Consider the following 22,146-nt stretch of genomic DNA (forward strand, 5'->3'; position numbering starts at 1 on the left):
ATGCCATGAATGCCAGTGCCTGGGCCCTGTTGGTGCCGGTGGGCATCACGCTGGTCGCGGCCGTCGCGACCGTACTGGTCGTCATCGTCGCGATGAAGGACACCGCCTCGGGTGACCGCGCCACGGTACTGAAGGCCGTGGCCGAGGTGATCCGTGCCGTACGCGGCAGCCGCCGCACATGACGGCCTGCCGCAGGCCTCCGCGCTTTTCGCGTCACCGGGCCTCCCTCCCGGGTGCGTCGCTGCCGAGGGCCAGCCGGGTGCCCAGGTCGAGGCGGACCTCTCCGTAGGGGCGCACGTGGTTCCAGAACAGCGGGGTCAGGCCGCGCCGGTCGGCCGGGCCGAGCAGGTCGGCCCAGACGGGTTCGGCGAGGACCGCTTGAAGCATCAGGGTGTTGACGTACGCCAGGGACGCCTGGAGGATCCGCAGGCACAGCGCGACCATCTCCACCTCCTCACGCCGGTTGGAGGAGATCTCCCCGCCCTTGCCGTAGTTGATGCCCTCGACCATCGCCGCGACATCCGAGGCGGAGGCCCGCAGTGTCTGGGAGTGCACCACTACCGACCCCCGCTCGACGTGCCAGTACACCAGGATGCCCCGGCCGCCGTAGCGGGAGTGCCACTCGGTGAACAGATTCTGGTCCCACGAACGAAAATGCGTAGAGTCCGAGGCCACCGCCGTCGACCCCGCGCCCCAAAGCCCCGCATCCCGGGCGGCGAAGGTGGCATTGGCGATCTCGACGGCGATCTGCCGGGCCGCCTCCGGGATCAGATAGCGGCGGCGAACGTAGCAGATCTCCTCCTCGGTGTGGCCGTGCGCCTCGCCGGCCACCGACCGGATCCCCGTGTTGGTCCCGTAGGCGTAGATCGCGAGCATCAGGCGTTCGGCCAGCACCTCGGCCGCCAGGTGCCCGCTGCCGACCACCGAGGCGACCGCCTTGAGACAACCGGTACGCAGCACCGCTTCCTTGAGCATGTCGATCAGCGGCACCGCGTTCCAGCGGCGACTCACCTCGTTCTTGACCCGCCGCAGGTTGCGCGGCTCCTCCGGCGCCTCCGGCGCACTGAACCTGATCGCCCCGGCCTTGCGCTCCTTGATCTCCACCCAGTCCAGTTCCGGCAGAGCCTCATCGAGGCCAGTCAGCGCCTGCTCCATCTCCTGGCGCAGGGACGTAATGAACACCTCCGCATCCAGCAGCTTGCCCAGCTCGCCGTAGTGCTCGCTCCGGCGGGCCTCGAAGTGCGCCGGCAGGTCCTCGTCCGGGTTGCGCCACCGCCCGGCGCCGACCACCCACACCTCCTTGTACCGCAACTGCTCACGCAGCGCCTGGAAAGTGGCCACCTCATAAACCATGCGCACGATCCGGCGCCGGCCACGCTTGTCCGCCCGGCGCACCAGCTCCGCCCACTGCCCGCGGGTGCCACGGTGCTCCGGCGCGCTCTCCCCGAGCGGGTAGTAGGTGGTATTGCCCGCCTTCGCGTACCGCTGGACGAGGTCCAAGGCGTCGATGACCGGACGGTGTGCGGAGTTGTTGGAACGGAACTCCAGCACGCTCCGCAGCTCGATCAGGCCCTTGCGGTAGTGGTTGGTATAGGACGCCTTCAGCGTGGTCTGCACCGTCCGCCGGTACACCGGCCCCTTCGTCTTGTACTCGTGCACCAGCTCCCGCAGCGTCTGCTCGCCGCCCCGCACAGCGGGGAAGACCACCTCGCGCACCTCGCCGCCCGGTACGGCCAGCGACGCCTCGGCGATGGCAAACAGAATGTTCTCCTTGCCGGACACCCGCTTGAAGGCGTTGATCAGCTCGTTCGTCACCCTCTGCTCGGCACGGGCACCGATCCGGTGCACCGTGGCTATCAGAAGATCCACCAGCGAGTCGGTGACCTCGCGCTCCCGCTCCACCAGCAGCGCGGACAGAAGGGTCACAGCCGCCTCATCCGAGCGGCGGCGCAGGTGAGACGGCGATTCGACGGCCGCCCGCTGCCACCAGGAGAGCAGCACTTTCGGCGCCACGTCGGCGAACAGCGACGGAGGCAGGCCGATCGCCCGGATCGCGGTCAGCTTGCGGATCGCCCGCAGCATCGACTCCAGACTGACGTTGCCCGGCATCGCCCTCACCAGAGCCAGTACAGACTCGCTGTCCTCTGCCCCGGCGCCGTCCTGGTCCTCCTCGGCATCGTCAGCGGTGGCGACCAGGGCGAGGACCCGGGCGCGCGTCTGCGCCGTCAGCCGGGCCGTGATACGTGCGAACCAGGTCTCCTCCGCGGTGTGCAGAGCCGAACGAACCATGCGAGTGATCCGGTCCGACGCCGGCGACTCGATGAACTCCTCACGGCAGTGCTTCAGCAGCTCCTCACGCACCCGCTCGGCATTCCGCTCCGCGTGTGCCACGTTGCCCGCCAGCCAGGCCGTCAGCTTCTCCGCGTCCTGCACCGAGCACACCCGAAACCCAAGGTGCTCACGTATCTCGGCACGGTGGTACTCAAACGTGCTGCCGGTCCACGAGTAAGAGTCGAACTCCGCAGCCAGCACCTTCATCTGCCCGGAGACGAAGGCGACCACCTCATCCGGGAACTCCGCCCGGCCCCGGGGAAAGCGTCCGTGCCGTGTGTAGTGCTTCAACAGCAGCGCAAAACTTAATCGCGTGGCGCCGCGCTTCCCCGCGACAAGCTCCAACTCCTCATCGAGCACCGTCCAGTGCTCGACCAGCTCGTCCATCCCCACCGGCTGCCAGCCCATGGCCGCACATCATGCCGGAGAACCCCTGATCGGAACGGCCGATCCATCAAAGATCCACGCCGATTGGGTCTCATAACACGGCCGTTAATGGCACCCGGGCTCACGTGACGCAGGGAAACGTTTCAGCCAGTCGTTGATGCAGCCCTGACAAAAACTCACTCCGGTGGCAGGCTGCCTTACGTCCGGTAACCGCACAACTCGTCTGCCCGGACGGCCACTCCGGCCGACCCGGTCACCACCGCCCGCGCGCACCCGCGCGGCCGCCGCAGAAGGAGTCAGCGTGAGACGCACCCCCCGATCCCTGCTGGGCACGCTCATCGCCGTGGGCGCCCTGGTCACCGGCGGCGTGCTGGCCGCACCGGCCGGCGCCGTGGACGCCCCGGACGTCGACGCCCCCGACGTCGACGCACCACCCGCCGTGCGGACGGCGGCCCAGTCGCCCACGGCGCAGGAGGAGGTGCGCGCCCACTGGACCGCCGAGCGGATGCGGGCGGCGGTGCCGCTGGAGGAACTGGCCGCCCCCGGCCCCCGGACGGCGGCGCCCGGGGGTCCGCGCACCGGCACGGCGGCGTCCCGCCTGCCGGACGGCCCGGCCCACACCGTCGAGCCGCTGGCCCCCACCTCCACCTCGGACGTGGGCGCCCGGGCGTTCCCCGAGGGCGGCGGTCCGTGGACCGGCGGCGGGGAGATCACCACCACCGCGGGGCGGGTGTTCTTCACCTACCAGGGCCGCGGCGCCTCCTGCTCCGGCAACGCCGTCAACAGCGCCAACGGCAGCACGGTCCTCACCGCCGGACACTGCGTGAAGATGGACGGCGCCTGGCACACCGACTGGGTCTTCGTGCCCGCCTACCGCGACGGCCAGGCCCCCTACGGACGCTGGGCGGCCGAGGCCACCCTCGCCACCCCGCAGTGGACGGCGAGCGAGGACATCAACTACGACGTCGGCGCCGCCGTCGTCGGCCCACTCGACGGGCAGCGGCTGACGGAGGTCGTCGGCGGTCAGGGCCTGGCCTTCAACGGCGGCTACCACCGGGACATGTACGCGTTCGGCTTCCCGGCCGCCGACCCCTACGACGGGGAGAGCTTCATCTACTGCAGCGGGCGGAGCTTCCGCGACTTCCTGCTCTCCCGCGACCACGGCCTGCGCTGCGACATGACCGGCGGCTCCAGCGGCGGACCCTGGCTGACGGACTTCGACGAGTCGAGCGGCACCGGGCTCCAGACGTCCGTCAACAGCTTCGGCTACGTCTTCTGGCCGGGGAACATGTTCGGACCGTACTTCGGCGACGACGCCCGCGCCCTCTACGACGAGGCGCAGTCCCGCTGACCGGCGGTCACCGCCCCGCCTGACCGCCCGGCCCGACTGCCCCGTCCGACCGAGGGCCCCGCTCCCCGCCACGGCTCGGTGTCCGCGCCGGTCGTCCGCATAGGATGGCCCGCCACTGACCGTACGAGGAGCGGGGGGCCACGTGTTCCGCAGGACCAGCAGCGGCGGACACCGCAGGGCGGCGGCCACCGCCGTCGCCGCCGTGCTCGCGACGACGGCACTGGGCGGCTGCAGCGGCGGCGGGACCGAGGGCGACCGGTCGGACGGCGCACAGCGCTCCCCGTCCGTCCGGCCGGACGGCGACGCCCCGGCGCTGCCCGAGGAGCTCACCGGCCAGCGCCTCACGTGGGAGGAGTGCGAGGCCCCGGCGCCCGGCACGTCCCCTCCGGCCGACCGCTGGGAGTGCGCCACGCTGCGGGCCCCGCTGGACTACGACGAGCCGCGCGGCGAGACCCTGGACCTCGCCCTCATCCGCACCCGGGCCACTGGGGAGGACGGGCGCGTCGGCTCCCTGCTGTTCAACTTCGGCGGCCCCGGCGGCTCCGGCGTGGCGGCGCTGCCCGGCTTCGAGAACTCCTTCGCCACCCTGGGCGCCTCCTACGACCTGGTCAGCTTCGATCCGCGCGGCGTCGGTCGCAGCGCCAAGGTGCGCTGCCAGAGCGACGCGGAGATCGAGGAGTCCCTTAGCACCGACGTCACGCCCGACACGGCCGCCGAGCAGCGGGAGTACCTGGACGAGGCGCGGGCCCTCAGCGCGGACTGCGACGAGGAGTCCGGCGACCTGCTCCCGCACGTCGGCACCGCCGACGCGGCGCGCGACATGGACCTGATGCGCCACGTCCTCGGCGACGAGAAGCTGCACTACTTCGGCTTCTCCTACGGCACGACGCTGGGCGGCACCTACGCACACCTCTTCCCCGAGAACGTCGGACGGATGGTGCTGGACGCCGCCGTGGACCCGACGGCGGGCACGGTGGAGCACGCCAGGCACCAGACCGTCGGCTTCCAGCGGGCGCTGGAGAACTACCTCGACAGCACCGGCGAGGACCCCGAGCAGGGGACGCGGCGCATCGCCGACCTGCTGGAGCGGATCGACCGCGAACCGCTGCCCACCGACGGCGACCGCCGACTCAGCGAGGCGCAGGCCCTGTACGGCATCGTCACGCCGCTCTACAGCGAGGCGGGCTGGCCCCTGCTCACGCAGGCACTGGAACAGGCCGAGAACGGCGACGGCACCGGACTGCTGGCCCTGTCGGACCGCTACCACGGACGGGACGACGCGGGCCGGTTCGAGGCCGCCTCACACGCCCAGCGGGCCGTCTCGTGCGCCGACGACAGCCACCGCGCCACACCGGAGGAGGCCCGGGCCGTCCTGCCCGACTTCGTGGAGGTCTCCCCGGTCTTCGGGCCGTTCCTGGCCTGGGACACCGCCGGCTGGTGCGCCGACTGGCCGGTGCCCGGCGCCCGCGACACCCCGGAGGTGAGCGCCGAGGGCGCGGCCCCGGTCGTCGTCATCGGCACCACCGGCGACCCGGCGACGCCGGTCGAGGGCGCCGAGCGCATGGCGAAGGAACTCGGCGAGGACGTCGGCGTGCTCGTCACCGTCGACGGCGAGGGTCACGGCGCCTACCTGGCGGGCGGCTCCTGCGTACAGGACGCGGTCGACGCCTACCTGCTGCGCGGGGACGTCCCCGACAACGGCACCACCTGCGACACCTGACCGCAGTCCGGACAGACCGGGCCGGACGTCGGGGGGCGCCGCGCTCGCGCTGCTGCCGGTCGGCGTCCTGCCGCGTCTAGGCTGCGGGGTGTGGCGGGTGAGGCGAAGGACGCGGAGGGTGCGGTCGGGGCACCTGGCGGGGGTGCGCCCCGGCGCAGGCCCAAGAGCGAGCAGACCAGGACGCTCATCCTGGAGACCGCGCTGCGGCTGTTCGAGGAGCGCGGCTACGACCGGACGACGATGCGGGCCGTCGCCTCGGAGGCCGGCGTGTCCGTCGGGAACGCCTACTACTACTTCGCCTCCAAGGAGCACCTCGTCCAGGGCTTCTACGAGCGCATCGGCGCCGAGCACCGGGCGGCGGCGCGGACGGTGCTCGCCCAGGAGAGGAACCTGACGGAACGGCTCCGCGGGGTGTATCTGACCTGGTTCGACGTCGCGGAGCCGTACCACGGGTTCGCGGCCCAGTTCTTCCGGAACGCGGCCGACCCGGACAGCCCGCTGAGCCCGTTCTCCCCGGAGTCCCGGCCGGCCCGGGAGGCCGCCGTCGCACTGCTCCGGGAGGCGCTGTCCGGCGCCCGGGTGAACGGTGACCCGGAGCTGGCCGAGCTGCTGCCGGAGGTGCTGTGGCTGCACCAGATGGGGCTCGTCCTGTACTGGGTGTACGACCGCTCCCCGGGCTGTTCCCGGTCCCGTGCGCTGGCGGACCGGACGGCGCCGCTGACGGCCCGGGCCGTCGCGCTCTCGCGGTGGCGGGTGCTGCGTCCGCTGGTGCGGGACGTGCGGCACGTGCTGGAGGACTTCGTGCTGCCCACGGCGGCGGGGGCCGCGGGCCGGGGCCGGGACGGTCCCCCGCATACTTGAGGTCATGAAGCTCTCCCGCCCCGTCTCCTGGTTCCTGCTGGCGTTCGGGGTGTGGTCGTGGTTCGTGTGGACGACCTTCGTGCGCAACCTGTGGAAGGACTCCAGCGGGCTGGCCTTCGACGACGCGGGCGACCCGACGGGCTACTTCTGGGTGCACCTGTGCCTGGCCGTCGTGTCCTTCGCGCTCGGGACGGCCATCGGCGTGATCGGGCTGCGGGGGCTGCGGGCCCTGCGCCGCCCGCCCGTCGCGGGGGGCGCCGAGGGCCACCGGCGGAACGCCGGGAACGCCGGTGCGGGTGGCGGCGTTGGCGAAGACAGAGACGACGTCGCATAGCGGATAGGGCGGGGAAGAGCGTCACATGGTGTTCGTGTTCTTGGGGCTCGTGGTGGGTGTGCTGGGCGGTGCGCACTACTACCTGTGGCGCCGCCTGGTCCGTGACGTCTCGGCGCCGCGCGGCGTCTACCGGCGGGTGGGGACGGCCCTGGCCGTCGTGCTGCCGCTCCTCGCCGTCGCGGGGCAGACGGCGGGGCGGATGGAGGCGCCGTTCGTCGTGCAGCAGCTGCTGGCGTGGCCCGGCCTCATGTGGTTCGCGCTGCTCGTCTACCTGCTGCTCGCCCTCCTCGCGCTGGAGCCGGTGCGCCCGCTGGCCCGGCGGCTGCTCGCCCGGCGGGCGGCGCGGGCGGAGCGGCCCGCTCCGGCGCCGGAGCCCCGGCAGGAGCTGGTGACCGCGCCGCAGGGCACCGGCACCGTCCCGGCGGACGCCTCCGGCCCGACGGACGCCCCGGAGGGACCCGGGCGGCCGTCCGCGGAGCCGCCGCCCGGGTCCACGCGGGCCGCCCCCGACGGGCCCGGTCCGTCCGATCCCTCGCGCCGGCTGTTCGTCGCCCGGACGGCGGCCGTCACGGCGGGTGTGGTGGCGGCGGGGACCGTGGGGTACGGGACCTACAGCATGCTGGGCGTCGGGCCCCGGCTGAAGCGGGTGACGGTGCCGCTGGCCAAGCTGCCGCGCGGGGCGCACGGCTACCGGATCGCGGTGGTGAGCGACATCCACATCGGGCCCGTCCTGGGCCGGGGCCACACCCAGCGCATCGTGGACGTCATCAACCGGGTCAACGCGGACGCCGTCGCCATCGTCGGGGACCTCGTGGACGGTTCCGTGGCGGACCTCGGGCCGGCCGCCGAGCCGCTGGCCAGGCTGCGTTCGCGGGACGGCGCGTACTTCGTCACCGGCAACCACGAGTACTTCTCCGGTGCCGAGCAGTGGGTCGACCACATGCGGGAGCTGGGCGTGCGTCCGCTGGAGAACGAGCGGGTCGAGCTGGCCGGCTTCGACCTGGCCGGCGTCAACGACATCGCCGGTGAGGACTACGGCGACGGCCCGGACTACGAGGCCGCCCTCGGCGACCGGGCACCGGAGCGCGCCTCCGTGCTGCTGGCGCACCAGCCGGTGATGATCCACGACGCGGTCGAGCACGGCGTCGACCTCCAGCTCTCCGGGCACACCCACGGGGGCCAGATGTGGCCGGGGACGTACCTGGCGGACCTGGCCAACCCCACCCTGGCGGGGCTGGAGCGGTACGGCGACACGCAGCTCTACGTGACGCGCGGCGCCGGCGCGTGGGGGCCGCCGGTGCGGGTCGGCGCGGAGCCGGACATCACCGTGGTCGAACTGGCCGCGCGGGGTGCCTGAGCCGGGCCGCCGTCCGGTCCCGGGCGATGTCGCGTCGCCCCGCCGTGCGGTCACCCGGACGGGCGGCCACGCCGCACCGGATCGCCGCGTGTCGTGCGGCCGACCGGGTGGTCACCCGGGTGCCGCCCCTGGGCTAACGGAGTGTCGGCACACGCTGTACGTTCCCCCCGTGGACACGATTCGTCATACTTCCCGGCGCACCGCCGCCCGTACGACGGTGGCGGCGGCGGTGTTGCTGCCCGCCCTGCTCAGCGGAGCGACCACCGCCCCCGCGGCGGCCGACGAGGCGAAGCCGCCGAAGCCGCCGGAGAACATGTCCACGGTCGGCGGCGAACGTCTCGGCCTGCCCGGCACCCAGGTCGCGCTCGGCCCGGGGGCGCCGAAGGTGCCGAAGAAGCTCACCGCGCGCTCCTGGATCGTGGCCGACGCCGAGAGCGGTGACGTCCTGGCCGCGCACAACGCCCACTGGCGGCTGGCACCGGCCTCCACGATCAAGATGCTCTTCGCCGACACGCTGCTGCCGAAGTTCGAGGCCGACACCGTCTACGAGGTGCGGCGGGAGGACCTCCTGGAACTCGGCACCAATTCGAGCGCGGTCGGCATCGAGGAGGACCACCCGTACACCGTGCACGACCTGTGGAACGGGGTGTTCGTCCGCTCCGGCAACGACGCGGTGCACGTCCTGGCCGCGATGAACGGCGGCCTGGAGAAGACCGCGCGGGAGATGAACGAGCACGCCGAGGCCCTCGGCGCGCGGGACACCCACGTCGTCAGCCCGGACGGCTACGACGCCGAGGGGCAGACGTCCTCCGCCTACGACCTCACTCTCATCGCCCGCTCCGGGATGCAGAAGCCGGCCTTCCGGGCCTACGCGGCCACCGCCGAGGCCGACTTCCCCGGCGAGTGGGCGGAGGAGGGGAAGAAGAAGCCGAAGGAGGACGACGGGCCACGCGAGCGCGAGCACTTCGCCATCGGCACGACGAACCGGCTCCTGATCGGCTCCCACGGGCTCGAACCGTACGAGGGGCTGGCCGGGGTGAAGAACGGCTTCACCTCCGAGGCGGGCTACACCTTCACCGGCGTCGCGCAGCGCGGGGAGCGCACCCTCCTGGTCACCGTCATGCACCCCGACGACGACGAGGGGGCCAACCGCGTGTACGAGGAGACGGCCGACCTGCTGGACTGGGGCTTCGCGGCGGCGGGGAAGGTGACCCCGGTCGGCGAACTCGTCCCGCCGCGCGGCGCGCAGGCCCCGCCCGGGGATCCGACCCCGGTGGGGGACGAGAAGAACGCCGAGGGCACCGCCGCGGGGCTGACGGCCTCCGAGCCGCCCGCCTCCGGGGCCTCGGGCGTCAGCACCGCCGTGGGCCTCATCGCGGCGACGGGCACCGTCCTGGCCGCCGCGGTCTGGTTCGTGCACCGGCGCTGGCCCACCGCGCGGGACTGACCGGGACCCGGCGGCCGGGCCCGTACGCGGACGCCCGCCGGCCGGCGGGTGACGGCCCCGGTCAGAACTGCGGGCGGTTGAACCACTGGCCGGCCGGGCGGACGCAGAGGAAGACGAGCGTCAGGATCGCCGTCACCAGCCACAGCACCTGGATGAGCACCCCGAAACCGTCCACCGACTCGTCGGAGGTGAGGGAGCTGAGGAACGCGAGTCCGGCCGCGAGGGTGTTGAGGGCCGCCGTGATGATCGCCATGACCCGGACGCCGGTGCGGCCCCTGCCGAACATCGAGGCGACGGTGATGTGCAGCGCTCCCATGGCCAGGCTGACGCACAGCAGGACGACGCCGACCACGTAGAGGTCGTCGGACACGCCGCCGAAGGCGGGACGTTCGTAGTACGGCTTCGACGACTCGGCCATCAGGTAGACGCCCAGCATGGCGAGCAGCAGCCACAGGCCACCGGCGACGAAGAGCAGCACCCGGGCGGTGACGACGACGCCGGGCATCCCCGTCCGCGTCGGCGGCATGCCGCCGGGGTACTGCGGGTAGCCGCCCGGATAGCCCGCCGACGGGTAGCCCGGCGCCTGGTAGCCCGGCGCCGGGTGGTGCTGGGGCGGGGGCTGCTGCGGCGGCACCGACGGGTAGCCGTACGGCGGCGGCTGACCGTACGGGTTGGGCTGGCTCGGGTGACTCACGGCGGAACCTCGAAAGCGTGGTGGGGACGATCGGACGCGCCCGGGCCAGGTCACCGGGGCACCCGCGGGCTCCGGCCCGAGGGCCGGGCGCAAGCGCCTTCCCCGTGCCTCCCCCGCGGCCGTCCCCTTCGGCCCGCGGCACTGCGGTCATCATCCGGTCCGCCCGGACCGCCTGTCCAGCCGCGCTCGCCGACCGTGACGAAGCTCTTACCGGGCCCGTGGCGGCGGGCGGAGTGGAGACGGAGGCCGGGCATCAAGGAGGATGGGGGCATGAGCGCGCAGATTCTCGACGGCAAGGCCACCGCGGCCACCATCAAGTCCGAAATCGCCACCCGGGTGACGGCCCTGGCGGACCGGGGGGTACGCCCCGGACTGGGCACCGTGCTGGTGGGCGACGACCCGGCCAGCCACAAGTACGTGGCGGGCAAGCACCGCGACTGCGCCCAGGTGGGCATCGCCTCCATCCAGCGCCGACTGCCCGCCACCGCGACGCAGGAGGAGATCGAGGCCGTCGTCCGCGAGCTCAACGAGGACCCGGAGTGCACCGGCTACATCGTGCAGCTGCCGCTCCCCCGGGGCATCGACACCAACCGGGTGCTGGAGCTGATGGACCCGGACAAGGACGCCGACGGGCTGCACCCGGCGAACCTCGGCCGGCTCGTGCTCGGCGTCCCCGCGCCCCTGCCCTGCACGCCGAACGGGATCATCGAGCTGCTGCGGCGCCACGAGGTGCCGATCAGGGGCGCCGAGGTGGTCGTCGTCGGCCGGGGCATCACGGTGGGGCGGTCGCTGCCGCTGCTGCTGACCCGCCGCTCGGAGAACGCCACGGTGACGCAGTGCCACACCGGCACCCGCGACCTGGCAGCGCACCTGCGCGAGGCCGACATCGTCGTGGCGGCCGCCGGCGTGCCGCATCTGATCAAGCCCGAGGACGTCCGTCCCGGTGCGGCCGTGCTCGACGTCGGCGTGAGCCGTGACGAGAACGGGAAGATCGCCGGTGACGTGCACCCGGGCGTCGCGGAGACGGCCGGGTGGCTCTCGCCCAACCCGGGCGGCGTCGGCCCGATGACGCGGGCGATGCTCCTGGCCAACGTCGTGGACGCGGCCGAGCGGAACGCGGGCTGAGCCATGGGAGCGGATTCCAGCGCGCCGCGCCGCCGCACCCGGCGCTTCCCCGTCCTCACCCGCGACACCGCCCGGCCCGAGGGCGGCGGCCGGGCGGCGGGCGGCGACGCCCCCGCGCCGTACCGCCAGTGGCCGCTGCTGACGGTGCTGGCCGGGACGGGGGCCGGGCTGCTGATCGTCCTCGGCGAGATGCGGCTCGGTGTGCTCGTCGTGGGCGGCTCGCTGCTGGCCGGTGCGGTGCTGCGCCGGGTGGTGCCGAACGTGGGCATGCTGGCCGTGCGCTCCCGGTTCACGGACATGCTGACGTACGGCCTGCTCGGCTCGCTCATCATCGTTCTGGGGCTGATGGCGCAGCCGAGACCGGTGCTGGAGATCCCGTTCCTGGAGGACGTCATCCGCTACCTCGTCCGCTAGCGCCCGGCGCGGACCCGGCGCGGGGGACCACCGTCGGCGTGGAACCGCCGCGCACCGTTCGTGCGTGGAACCGGACGGACGTGCCGTTCCCCCCACCGACGAGTGGCACACTGGTCGGATGTTCGTGCCCGGCCCGTGGCGACCGTCGGCGGTGCGCGAGGACGGAACACCAGCACGACCGGGGAGAGAGAGGTCATCGGCATGCCTCGCTGGAAGCCGCTACCGGAGGAACTGGACCCGGAGATCCGCGACTTCGCGAGTCAGATGCGCCGGCTCGTGGACCGCAGCGGGCTGAGCCTCTCGGCCCTGTCGGACAAGACGGGCTACAGCAAGACGTCGTGGGAGCGCTACCTCGGCGGACGGCTGCTGCCGCCGCAGGGGGCCGTCTCCGCGCTCGCCGACGTCACCGGTACCGACGTGCGGCATCTGGCGACCCTGTGGGAGCTGGCCGAACGGGCCTGGAGCCGGGCCGAGATGCGGCACGACATGACGATGGAGGCCATCCGCATATCGCAGGCGCGCGAGGCCCTGGAGGCCGCCGAGGCGGCCGGGGCCCAGGCCGCCGGGGGCCGCAGACGGCAGCGGAACGCCCCCGGGCGTCCGGCCCCGGGCGCCGTCCCGGCCGCCGGCGACGCCGCGACGACGGCCCTGCGCACCTCGCCGGAGGCCGCCCCGGGCGCCCCGGCCGCGTCCCAGCCCGCGCCCCGGCCCGCGTCCCGGGGGCCCCGGCCCGCGCCGGGTCGGCCCGGCGCGGGCCGCACCGCCCGCCCGGCCGAGGGGCCGTCCGGGGGGCGACGGCTCACGATGCTGCTCGCCGGCGGGGTGAGCGCGCTGGCCGTCCTGGCCGCCACCTTCTTCTTCGTCGACCTCCCCGGGGGCGGCGACGAGGCCGCCGCCGAGCCCACGCCCCCGCCGCGTAAGGCGACCGAGCCGAAGCTGCCCGACGGTGTGCTGTGCAGCGGCGCCGACTGCACCGGCGAGGACCCCGAACTCATGGGCTGCGGCGGGCAGTACGCCGAGACGACGTCGGACGCGATGATCGGGACGGCCTACGTCGAGGTGCGCTACAGCGAGGTGTGCAAGGCCGCCTGGGCCAGGATCGGCGCCGCCGAGCCGGGCGACACCGTCGTGATCACCGCCGACACCGACGCGGAGGCCAGCGAGGACCTGGGCGGGAACACCGAGGGCTACACGATGATGGTCGCCGCGAAGAGCCCGGACGTCGTGCGGATCTGCGTCGAGCGGGCCGGTGCGTCGCAGGGGTGCACGGTCCGCTGACGCGGCTCGCGGACGCGACGGGTCGGGCACCCGCTGTGCATAGGGTCGCGGGATACGGGGCACAACACCGTCATCCCCCCACGGGCGCGGCACCGCGTCCGGGGCGGCCGCCCGCAACCCCCTCCCTCTGCGGGCGGCCGCCCCGCACTCCGTCGGGGCCCGGCGCGTGCCACCGCCCTGCCGTCGCCGCCACCGCCGGGCGCGATAGCCTGACGCCGGATCTCTTGACGTAGAGAGACTTCGTCCTCGGTCCGGAGGTCCAGCCGCCATCGTCAGGTTCAACGGAGACCGCCATGACCCGCAACGCCGTCAATGTCACCGTCACCGGAGCCGCCGGCCAGATCGGCTACGCGCTGCTCTTCCGCATCGCCTCCGGCCACCTGCTGGGACCGGACGTCCCCGTCAAGCTGCGCCTGCTGGAGATCACCCCCGCCCTCGGCGCCGCCGAGGGCACCGCCATGGAGCTCGACGACTGCGCGTTCCCGCTCCTTGAGGGCATCGAGATCAGCGACGACCCGAACGTCGCCTTCGACGGCGCGAACGTCGCCCTCCTCGTCGGCGCGCGCCCGCGCACCAAGGGCATGGAGCGCGGCGACCTCCTGGAGGCCAACGGCGGCATCTTCAAGCCGCAGGGCAGGGCCATCAACGACCACGCCGCCGACGACGTCAAGGTCCTCGTCGTGGGCAACCCGGCCAACACCAACGCCCTCATCGCGCAGGCCGCCGCGCCGGACGTACCGGCGGAGCGCTTCACGGCGATGACCCGCCTCGACCACAACCGCGCGCTGACCCAGCTCGCGAAGAAGACCGGCACCGCCGTCACGGACATCAGGAAGCTGACGATCTGGGGCAACCACTCGGCCACCCAGTACCCGGACATCTTCCACGCGGAGGTCGCCGGGAAGAACGCCGCCGAGACCGTGAACGACGAGACGTGGCTGGCGGACGAGTTCATCCCGACCGTCGCCAAGCGCGGTGCCGCCATCATCGAGGCGCGCGGCGCGTCCTCGGCCGCCTCCGCCGCCAACGCCGCCATCGACCACGTGCACACCTGGGTCAACGGCACCCCCGCGGGCGACTGGACGTCCATGGGCATTCCCTCGGACGGCTCCTACGGCGTCCCGGAGGGCCTCATCTCGTCCTTCCCCGTCACCTGCGCCGATGGGACGTACAAGATCGTCCAGGGCCTGGACATCAACGACTTCTCCCGCGCCCGCATCGACGCCTCCGTCCAGGAGCTCGCCGAGGAGCGCGACGCGGTGCGCGGTCTCGGCCTGCTCTGAGCGCCTCCGCCCGCAGAACGCCGAACGGCCCCCGCGATGCGGGGGCCGTTCGGCGTTCCGGCGTGGCCGGGCGCGTCGGCTCAGCTGCCGGCGGCCTGCTCCAGCTTGGAGATGTCGAAGGACTCGTCCTCGGAGGGGACGTCGTCCGGCACGCCCTCGTCGAACTTGCCGAACCCGAGGGTCGTCTCGGCGCCGCCCTCGACGCTCACGATCTGCACCGGGTACGCCGTGCCCTCGGCGGCGACGTGCATCGTGGTCTCCTCCTCGTCCTCCTCGGAGGTGCCCTTGATGGTCACGACGTTCTTGCCGTCCACCTCGCCCTCCTTCGGGTCGGACCAGGTGGTGCCGTCGTCGTCGCTGTTGATGTCCTGTTGGAGGGCCTTCAGGTCACAGCTGCCGGCCATGCCCTGCAGCATCGGGTCCTGAGTGGTGCCGGCGATGTACTTGCCCTTGAAGAGCTCGTAGGCGGCCACGCCGTTCGCGCCGCCCTGCGTCTCCCAGAACTTCTGGTCCGGCTTCATCCAGACCTTGTCGCCCTGCTTGACGATCTCGGCCGTGCCCTGCTCGCCCTGGTCGATCTTCCCGACGCAGTTGCCGTCGCGGTCCATCGTCAGGTCGATGGAGAAAGTGGCCCCGTCCTGCTCGGACTCCATCTGCATCTGGAACGAGGTGACGTCCTTCAGCGCCTTGCCGGCCTCCTCGGAGACCTCCTTGCCCGACTTCTCGGCCAGGCCGTTGCCCTCGCTGCCGCAGGCGCTCAGACCCGCGACCGCCATGAGAGCCGCCGCCGCTGCCAGCGCCGGCGTCCTGTACTGCTTTCGCACGCGCACGTACCTTCCCCGTGTTGTCAGTTGTGCCACCCGCCCAACGTAGAGGTCGGGGCCGAAACTCGACCTCCAGCGTGATGAAGGCCACTTATCGAATACTCACGGGCATGAGATCGCAGGTTCGGGGCAGGGGTGCCCGTTGCCAGTGTGTCTGGCGCAGTGCAAAACGGGCAGAAAGCAAGGAAATGCATTCAGAAGACGTGCCGGAGCCGACGACCGTCCACGTGGACGGCGTCTGGCGCGCCGCGACGGCCGGGACCACCCGCGAGGTCATCGACCCCGCCGACGCCACCGTGCTGGCGGTGGTCGCCGAGGGGTCGGCCGAGGACGCCGACGACGCCGTCCGGGCCGCCCGGCGCGCCTTCGACGCCGGCCCCTGGCCGCGCACTCCCGTCGCCGAACGGGCCGCCCTGCTGCGCCGCACCGCGGACCTGCTCCAGCGGGACCGCGAGGAGATCGCCCGCACGGAGTCCCGCGACACGGGCAAGACGCTGGAGGAGGGCCGGGTCGACGTCGACGACGTCACGGCGGCCTTCCGCTACTTCGCCGACCTCGTGACGAACGAGTCCGGCGGACGCGTGGTCGACGCGGGCGACCCGGACGTGCACAGCGTGGTCGTGCACGAACCCGTCGGCGTCTGCGCGATGATCACGCCCTGGAACTACCCCCTGCTCCAGGCCAGCTGGAAGATCGCACCGGCCCTGGCGGCGGGCAACACCTTCGTCGTCAAGCCCAGCGAGCTGACACCGCTGTCCACCGTGCGCCTGCTCGAGCTGCTCGACGAGGCCGGGCTGCCCGCCGGGGTGGGCAACCTCGTGACCGGCGCCGGCGACCCCGTGGGCGCCCGGCTCGCCGAACACCCCGACGTCGACCTGGTGTCCTTCACCGGCGGACTGGCCAGCGGCGTGAAGGTCGCCCAGGCCGCCGCGCCGAGCGTGAAGAAGGTCGCCCTGGAGCTCGGCGGGAAGAACCCCAACGTCGTCTTCGCCGACGCCTGCGCCACCGAGCACGGCTTCGACACGGCCGTCGACCAGGCGCTCAACGCCGCCTTCATCCACAGCGGCCAGGTGTGCTCCGCCGGTGCGCGGCTCATCGTCGAGGAGCCGGTGCGCGACCGCTTCGTCGCCGAGCTGGCCCGCCGGGCGTCGCTCATACGTCTGGGCAGGGGCACCGAGAAGGGTGTCGAGTGCGGACCGCTCGTCTCCCGGCAGCAGCTGGAGAAGACCGAGGCGTACGTGGCCGCCGCCCTCGCCGACGGCGCCACGCTGCGCTGCGGCGGCGCGCGGCCCGAGCCGAGCGAGGTCCGCCCCGAGGGCGGCTACTTCTACCTGCCGACCGTGCTGGACCACTGCCACGGCGAGATGAGCGTCGTCCGCGAGGAGACGTTCGGCCCGATCCTGACCGTGGAGACCTTCCACACCGAGGACGAGGCCGTCGCCCTGGCCAACGACACCGAGTACGGCCTCGCCGGGGCCGTGTTCTCCGCCGACACCGCCCGCGCCCGGCGCGTCGCCGCGCGGCTGCGGCACGGCACCGTGTGGATCAACGACTTCCATCCCTACCTCCCGCAGGCCGAGTGGGGAGGTTTCGGCAAGTCCGGCGTGGGACGCGAGCTGGGACCGGCCGGACTGGCCGAGTACCGCGAGACCAAGCACGTCTACGAGAACCTGCGTCCCGCCCCCGTCCGCTGGTTCGGCGGCTGACCCCGCCCGGCCGCGACGACCGTGCCACCCTCCACCCCCGACCCCACGTCCCCCGCACCACCCCGGCGGACCGCGAACCGGTCCGCACAGCACCACCCCGAGGAGCACCACACCGCCATGAGCAGCAACGACCCGGACCCCGGACGCGGCGGACGGCGCGAGGACGGCGCGGACGGCGCCCCCAGCGGGAGCAGCGTCTACGACTACGTGATCGTCGGCGGCGGGACGGCCGGTTCCGTCATCGCCTCCCGCCTCACCGAGGACCCCGACGTCACCGTCGCCCTGATCGAGGGCGGCCCCTCCGACGTCGACCGGCCGGAGGTGCTGACGCTGCGCCGCTGGCTCGGGCTGCTCGGCGGTGAGCTGGACTACGACTACCCCACCACGATCCAGCCGCGCGGCAACAGCCACATCCGGCACAGCCGCGCGAAGGTCCTGGGCGGCTGCTCCTCGCACAACACGCTCATCTCCTTCAAGCCGCTGCCCTCCGACTGGGACGAGTGGGAGGAGGCCGGGGCGTCCGGCTGGAACGCCGCCTCGATGGAGTCCTACTTCGGGAAGCTGCGCAACAACATCGTGCCGGTGCACGAGAAGGACCGGAACGCCATCGCCCGCGACTGGGTGGAGGCGGCCGTCACCGCCACCGGCGTCCCCCGCGTGGAGGGGTTCAACGCGGCGCCCTTCCACGAGGGCGCGGGCTTCTTCGACCTCGCCTACCACCCGGAGGACAACAAGCGCTCCTCCGCGTCCGTCGCCTACCTGCACCCGCACCTGGCCGCCGGGGACCGGCCGGGCCTGGACCTGCTGCTGGAGACCTGGGCGTTCCGCCTGGAGCTGGACGGCGAGCGGGCCACCGGGGTGCACGTGCGCGCCGCGGACGGCACCGAGTCGCTGCTGCGCGCCCGCCGCGAGGTCGTCGTGTGCGCGGGCGCCGTCGACACCCCGAGGCTGCTGCTGCACTCGGGCCTCGGACCGGCCGCGGACCTCGCGGAACTGGGCATCCCCGTCGTGCGCGACCTGCCGGGCGTGGGCGAGAACCTGCTGGACCACCCCGAGTCGGTGATCGTGTGGGAGACGGACGGGCCGATCCCGGACAACTCCGCGATGGACTCCGACGCCGGGCTGTTCGTGCGCCGGGACCCCGAGGCGGCCGGGCCCGACCTGATGTTCCACTTCTACCAGATCCCGTTCACGGACAACCCGGAGCGCATCGGCTACGAACGGCCCCCGCACGGCGTGTCGATGACGCCGAACATCCCCAAGCCCCGCAGCCGGGGCCGGCTGTACCTCACCAGCGCCGACCCGGACGTCAAGCCGGCCCTGGACTTCCGCTACTTCACCGACGAGGACGACTACGACGGCCGCACCCTCGTGGACGGCATCAGGCTGGCCCGCGAGATCGCCCGCACCGAGCCGTTCGCGCGCTGGCTGCGCCGTGAGGTGTGCCCCGGACCGCAGGTGACGTCGGACGAGGAGCTGAGCGCCTACGCGCGCCAGGTCGCCCACACCGTCTACCACCCGGCGGGCACCTGCCGGATGGGCGCCGAGGACGACGCGCTGGCCGTCGTCGACCCGCAGCTGCGGGTGCGCGGCCTGAGCGGCCTGCGGATCGCCGACGCCTCCGTCTTCCCCACGATGTTCGCCGTCAACCCGATGATCGGCGTCCTCATGGTCGGCGAGAAGGCCGCCGACCTGCTGCGGGCCGGACCGTCGGGGCGGAACCCCCACGATTCCCACGAGGAACCCACCACACCGGGAGGTGTTGCCTGATGTCCACCACCGAGCACGCTCAGGGTGCGGCCACCGAACCGGTGTTCGCGGTCCGCAACCTGTGGAAGGTCTTCGGCCCGAAGGCCGAGCGGATACCCGGCGACGCGCGGCTGGGCGAGCTGAGTGCCGCGGAACTCACCGCGCGCACCGGCTGCACCGCCGCCGTCCGCGACGTCTCCTTCGACGTGCACCCCGGCGAGGTCTTCGTCGTCATGGGACTGTCCGGCTCCGGCAAGTCGACGCTGGTGCGCTGCCTGACCCGGCTCATCGAGCCGACGAGCGGCACGCTGCACATCGACGGCGAGGACGTCCGCGCCATGGACAAGTCCCGGCTGCGCGAACTGCGCCGGCACCGGGCCGCCATGGTCTTCCAGCACTTCGGCCTGCTGCCGCACCGCACCGTCCTGGACAACATCGCCTACGGCCTGGAGATCCAGGGCATGGGCAAGGTCGAACGCCGCGCCCGCGCCGAGGAGATGCTCGCGAAGGTGGGCCTGGACCGGCTCGGGGACCGCCGTCCCGGCCAGCTCTCCGGCGGCCAGCAGCAGCGCGTCGGCCTCGCCCGCGCCCTGGCCACCGACCCCGAGGTGCTCCTGTTCGACGAGCCGTTCAGCGCCCTCGACCCGCTGATCCGCCGCGACATGCAGGACGAGGTCGTCCGGCTGCACCGGGAGGAGGGCCGCACGATGGTCTTCATCACCCACGACCTCTCCGAGGCGCTGCGCCTGGGCGACCGCATCGCCCTCATGCGCGACGGCGGGGTGGTGCAGCTCGGCACGCCCGAGGAGATCGTCGCCGCACCGGCCGACGACTACGTGCGGGACTTCGTCCGCGACGTGCCGCGCGAGCAGGTCATCACCCTGCGCCGGGCCATGCGTCCGGCGGTGGGCGACGAGGCCATCACCGGCGCCGTGCTGCCGCCCTCTACGCGCGTCGTCGACGCCATCGAGGCGGTGGCCCGCACCGGCGAGCACGTCCGCGTCGGCGAGGACGGCAACGTCCTCGGCGTGGTCTGCCACTCCCGGCTGCTCTCCGTCGTCGCGGGGCTCGACTCGGGGCACGGCGGGGAGCCCCGGGGCGAGAAGGCAGGCGCGATATGAGCGCCCCCGCCCTGGAGAAGAGAGACGAGCGGCCCAGCGAGCCGCCCACCGAGACCGTCTCCGCGAAGGAGCCCGCCGCCCGGCCTCCGGGCCCGGCCGCCGCTCTGGCCGCCCGCCTCGCGGCCCGCCCCTCCGCCCTGCTGGTCGCCCTCGCGGCCGTCCTCGTCCTCGTCAGCGCCTTCGTGACCGGCTCCGGCGCCTGGCCCGCCGGGATGACGGTCGACGTCACCACGCCGCTGGAGGACCTCAACGCCTGGCTGGTCGAGAACCGCGACTCGCACTGGCTCTTCCTGTACTTCCTCCTGCACGTCAGCAACAACGCCGAACTCGCCGTTGATTCCCTCATAGGCCTCTTCGAGGGCCTCGGCTGGGTCGGCGTGACCCTGCTGGGCACGGTCCTCGCCTGGTACGCGGGCGGTGCCGGACTGCGTCCGCGCGCGCTGCGCACCGCCGCCACCGCCCTCGGCGTGTTCCTCGTCGTCGGCGTGCTCGGCATGTGGGACCCGACCATGGAGACCCTGGCGCTGATGACGGTCGCGGTGGCCGCCGCGGCGCTGCTCGGCCTGCTGCTCGGCATCGCCGCCGGACTCTCCGACGCCTGCGACCGCGCGCTGCGGCCCGTCTTCGACCTCATGCAGGTCATGCCGGCGTTCGCCTACCTGCTGCCGTTCGTCCTGCTGTTCGACATCGGCGTGCCGTCGGCGCTCGTCGCGACCGTCATCTACGCGGCCCCGCCCATGGCCCGGCTCACCTCGCTGGGTCTGCGCGGCGCCGACCCGGCCGCCCTGGAGGCGTCCGCCTCGCTGGGCGCGAGCCCGTGGCAGCGGCTGCGGACGGCCCGGCTGCCGCTGGCCCGCAAGGAGATGCTCCTCGGCCTCAACCAGACGATCATGATGTGCCTGTCCATGGTGGTGCTCGCCTCGGTGGTCGGTTCCGGCGGCCTGGGCGACGTCATCTACCGGGCGTTGGGCAAGGTCAACGTCGGGCAGGCGCTGACGGCCGGCATCGCCATCGTGCTCGTCGCCGTCCTGCTCGACCGGACGACCGCCGCCGCCGGCGCGCGGCTGGAGGAGTCCGAGACGCGCGCGCCCTCCCCGGCCGCCGAGGCGCCGCGGAAGGCCGGCACCCGGCCGCTCCTTCGCTCCCCGTTCACCGTCTCCCCCGGCCGGTTCGCACGGCTGCGGGGCTGGCCGTCCTGGCTGGGCCTGGGCGCTCTGGCCGCCGTGCTGTCCGCCCTCGGCCCGAGGCTGGGCGAGGAGGAGTGGCCGCGCGAGTGGACGTTCCGCATCACCCCGTACGTCAACGACGCCACCGAGTGGATCGAGAAGAGCCTCGGCTCGGGTGTGCCCGTCGTCGGCGGCACCCTCACCTGGGCGGAGGGCGTCACCAACGGGGTCCTCAACCCCCTGCGCGACGGGCTGAACGCCACCCCGTGGTGGGCGCTGCTCGTCCTCGTCGCCGCGCTCGGCTGGGCCGTGGGCCGCTGGCGGGCCGCGCTCACGGCGAGCGCCGCCCTGGGCGTCATCGGCGTCCTCGGCCTGTGGACGAAGTCCATGGACACGCTCTCCCAGGTGCTCGTCGCGCTGGTGATCACGCTGCTGCTGGGCTTCGCCGTCGGCGTCCTGGCCGCCCGGGTGCCCCGCGTGGAGCGGTGGCTGCGCCCGCTGCTGGACACCATGCAGACGATGCCGCAGTTCGTGTACCTCATCCCGGTGATCGCGCTGTTCAGCGTCGGCCGCATGGCCGGGATCGCGGCGGCCGTGGTGTTCGTCCTGCCCGCCGTCATCCGGATCACCGCGCAGGGCGTCCGGCAGAGCGACCCGGCGGCCCTGGAGGCCGCCCGCTCGATGGGCGCGACGACGCGGCAGCAGCTGCTCCAGGTGCAGCTGCCGCTCGCCCGGCGGTCGTTGCTGGTCGCGGTCAACCAGGGCGTGGTGCTGGTGCTGTCCATGGTCGTCATCGCCGGCATGGTCGGCGGCGGCGCGCTGGGCATCGACGTCATCACCGGCCTGTCCAAGGGCGACCTCGCTCTCGGCCTGCCCGCCGGCGCGGCGATCGTCTGCCTGGGCGTGCTGCTCGACCGGCTCACCCAGCCCGCCCGCACCGAGGGGCGCTGACGCCCCACCCCACGACCCCGGCGGCGGCCTCCTCGGCCGCCGCCACC

The 22,146-nt window shown here is 73.2% G+C and carries 18 protein-coding genes; 15 read left to right on the forward strand and 3 right to left on the reverse strand.

Annotation, left to right across the window (positions count from 1 at the left end; genetic code table 11):
* Nucleotides 1-5: 5 nt before the first annotated feature.
* On the forward strand, nt 6-182 hold the full coding sequence (locus tag IF129_RS12270) for a hypothetical protein (protein WP_191209624.1): 177 nt from the start codon (nt 6-8) through the stop codon (nt 180-182).
* Nucleotides 183-213: 31 nt separating this feature from the next.
* On the opposite strand, the gene IF129_RS12275 is transcribed toward IF129_RS12270, so the two are convergent.
* Nucleotides 214-2,739, reverse strand: a complete 2,526-nt coding sequence (locus IF129_RS12275) for a Tn3 family transposase (RefSeq protein WP_191209625.1) — start codon at nt 2,737-2,739, stop codon at nt 214-216.
* A 280-nt stretch (nt 2,740-3,019) separates the two neighbouring features.
* Between IF129_RS12275 and IF129_RS12280 the strand changes: the two genes are divergently transcribed.
* The 6 genes from IF129_RS12280 to IF129_RS12305 all read left to right on the forward strand — a co-directional run bounded on the left by IF129_RS12280 (nt 3,020) and on the right by IF129_RS12305 (nt 9,788).
* A complete protein-coding gene (locus IF129_RS12280; RefSeq protein WP_191209626.1) occupies nt 3,020-4,069 on the forward strand; it encodes a trypsin-like serine peptidase in 1,050 nt (349 codons plus the stop codon).
* A gap of 142 nt (nt 4,070-4,211) precedes the next feature.
* A complete protein-coding gene (locus tag IF129_RS12285) occupies nt 4,212-5,789 on the forward strand; it encodes an alpha/beta hydrolase (RefSeq protein ID WP_191209627.1) in 1,578 nt (525 codons plus the stop codon).
* Nucleotides 5,790-5,879: 90 nt separating this feature from the next.
* Nucleotides 5,880-6,650, forward strand: coding sequence for a TetR/AcrR family transcriptional regulator (locus tag IF129_RS12290; protein WP_191209628.1), 771 nt, complete (start codon nt 5,880-5,882; stop codon nt 6,648-6,650).
* Nucleotides 6,651-6,654: 4 nt separating this feature from the next.
* A complete protein-coding gene (locus IF129_RS12295; RefSeq protein ID WP_224754850.1) occupies nt 6,655-6,984 on the forward strand; it encodes an SCO4848 family membrane protein in 330 nt (109 codons plus the stop codon).
* A 25-nt stretch (nt 6,985-7,009) separates the two neighbouring features.
* Nucleotides 7,010-8,341, forward strand: a complete 1,332-nt coding sequence (locus tag IF129_RS12300) for a metallophosphoesterase (RefSeq protein ID WP_191209629.1) — start codon at nt 7,010-7,012, stop codon at nt 8,339-8,341.
* Between the two features lie 169 nt (nt 8,342-8,510).
* The gene (locus tag IF129_RS12305; protein WP_318153697.1) at nt 8,511-9,788 is read left to right on the forward strand and encodes a D-alanyl-D-alanine carboxypeptidase family protein; all 1,278 of its coding nucleotides are present in this window, start codon (nt 8,511-8,513) and stop codon (nt 9,786-9,788) included.
* 61 nt (nt 9,789-9,849) lie between these two features.
* Here the strand turns inward: IF129_RS12305 and IF129_RS12310 are convergent, their stop codons facing one another.
* A complete protein-coding gene (locus IF129_RS12310) occupies nt 9,850-10,482 on the reverse strand; it encodes a hypothetical protein (protein WP_191209631.1) in 633 nt (210 codons plus the stop codon).
* A gap of 270 nt (nt 10,483-10,752) precedes the next feature.
* Between IF129_RS12310 and IF129_RS12315 the strand changes: the two genes are divergently transcribed.
* The 4 genes from IF129_RS12315 to IF129_RS12330 all read left to right on the forward strand — a co-directional run bounded on the left by IF129_RS12315 (nt 10,753) and on the right by IF129_RS12330 (nt 14,582).
* Nucleotides 10,753-11,607 carry a bifunctional methylenetetrahydrofolate dehydrogenase/methenyltetrahydrofolate cyclohydrolase gene (locus IF129_RS12315; protein WP_191209632.1) on the forward strand — a complete coding sequence of 285 codons (855 nt, stop codon included), beginning with the start codon at nt 10,753-10,755 and terminating at the stop codon, nt 11,605-11,607.
* Between the two features lie 3 nt (nt 11,608-11,610).
* Nucleotides 11,611-12,021: a DUF3017 domain-containing protein gene (locus tag IF129_RS12320; protein WP_191209633.1), complete on the forward strand. Its 411-nt coding sequence runs from the start codon at nt 11,611-11,613 to the stop codon at nt 12,019-12,021.
* A gap of 201 nt (nt 12,022-12,222) precedes the next feature.
* Nucleotides 12,223-13,299 (forward strand): DUF2690 domain-containing protein, encoded by a 1,077-nt coding sequence (locus tag IF129_RS12325; protein ID WP_191209634.1) that lies wholly within the window; start codon nt 12,223-12,225, stop codon nt 13,297-13,299.
* Nucleotides 13,300-13,592: 293 nt separating this feature from the next.
* Nucleotides 13,593-14,582 (forward strand): malate dehydrogenase, encoded by a 990-nt coding sequence (locus IF129_RS12330; RefSeq protein ID WP_191209635.1) that lies wholly within the window; start codon nt 13,593-13,595, stop codon nt 14,580-14,582.
* An 80-nt stretch (nt 14,583-14,662) separates the two neighbouring features.
* Here IF129_RS12330 and IF129_RS12335 read toward each other — a convergent pair whose 3' ends face one another.
* Nucleotides 14,663-15,406, reverse strand: a complete 744-nt coding sequence (locus IF129_RS12335) for a hypothetical protein (RefSeq protein WP_191209636.1) — start codon at nt 15,404-15,406, stop codon at nt 14,663-14,665.
* Between the two features lie 188 nt (nt 15,407-15,594).
* Here IF129_RS12335 and IF129_RS12340 point away from each other — a divergent pair, with 188 nt between their 5' ends.
* The 4 genes from IF129_RS12340 (at nt 15,595) to IF129_RS12355 (ending at nt 22,099) form a co-directional block, all read left to right on the forward strand.
* Entirely contained in the window at nt 15,595-17,112 is a 1,518-nt protein-coding gene (locus tag IF129_RS12340; RefSeq protein ID WP_191209637.1) for an aldehyde dehydrogenase family protein, read from the forward strand.
* A gap of 117 nt (nt 17,113-17,229) precedes the next feature.
* A complete protein-coding gene (locus tag IF129_RS12345) occupies nt 17,230-18,882 on the forward strand; it encodes a GMC family oxidoreductase (RefSeq protein WP_191209638.1) in 1,653 nt (550 codons plus the stop codon).
* Nucleotides 18,882-19,982, forward strand: a complete 1,101-nt coding sequence (locus IF129_RS12350; protein WP_191209639.1) for a quaternary amine ABC transporter ATP-binding protein — start codon at nt 18,882-18,884, stop codon at nt 19,980-19,982. The genes IF129_RS12345 and IF129_RS12350 overlap by 1 nt, the downstream gene beginning before the upstream one ends.
* Nucleotides 19,979-22,099 carry an ABC transporter permease gene (locus IF129_RS12355; RefSeq protein ID WP_191209640.1) on the forward strand — a complete coding sequence of 707 codons (2,121 nt, stop codon included), beginning with the start codon at nt 19,979-19,981 and terminating at the stop codon, nt 22,097-22,099. Before IF129_RS12350 ends, IF129_RS12355 begins: the two co-directional genes overlap by 4 nt.
* The last annotated feature ends 47 nt before the right edge of the window (nt 22,100-22,146 follow it).

The sequence above is a fragment of the Streptomyces chumphonensis genome (assembly GCF_014779715.1).
Taxonomy (GTDB): Bacteria; Actinomycetota; Actinomycetes; order Streptomycetales; family Streptomycetaceae; genus Streptomyces; species Streptomyces chumphonensis.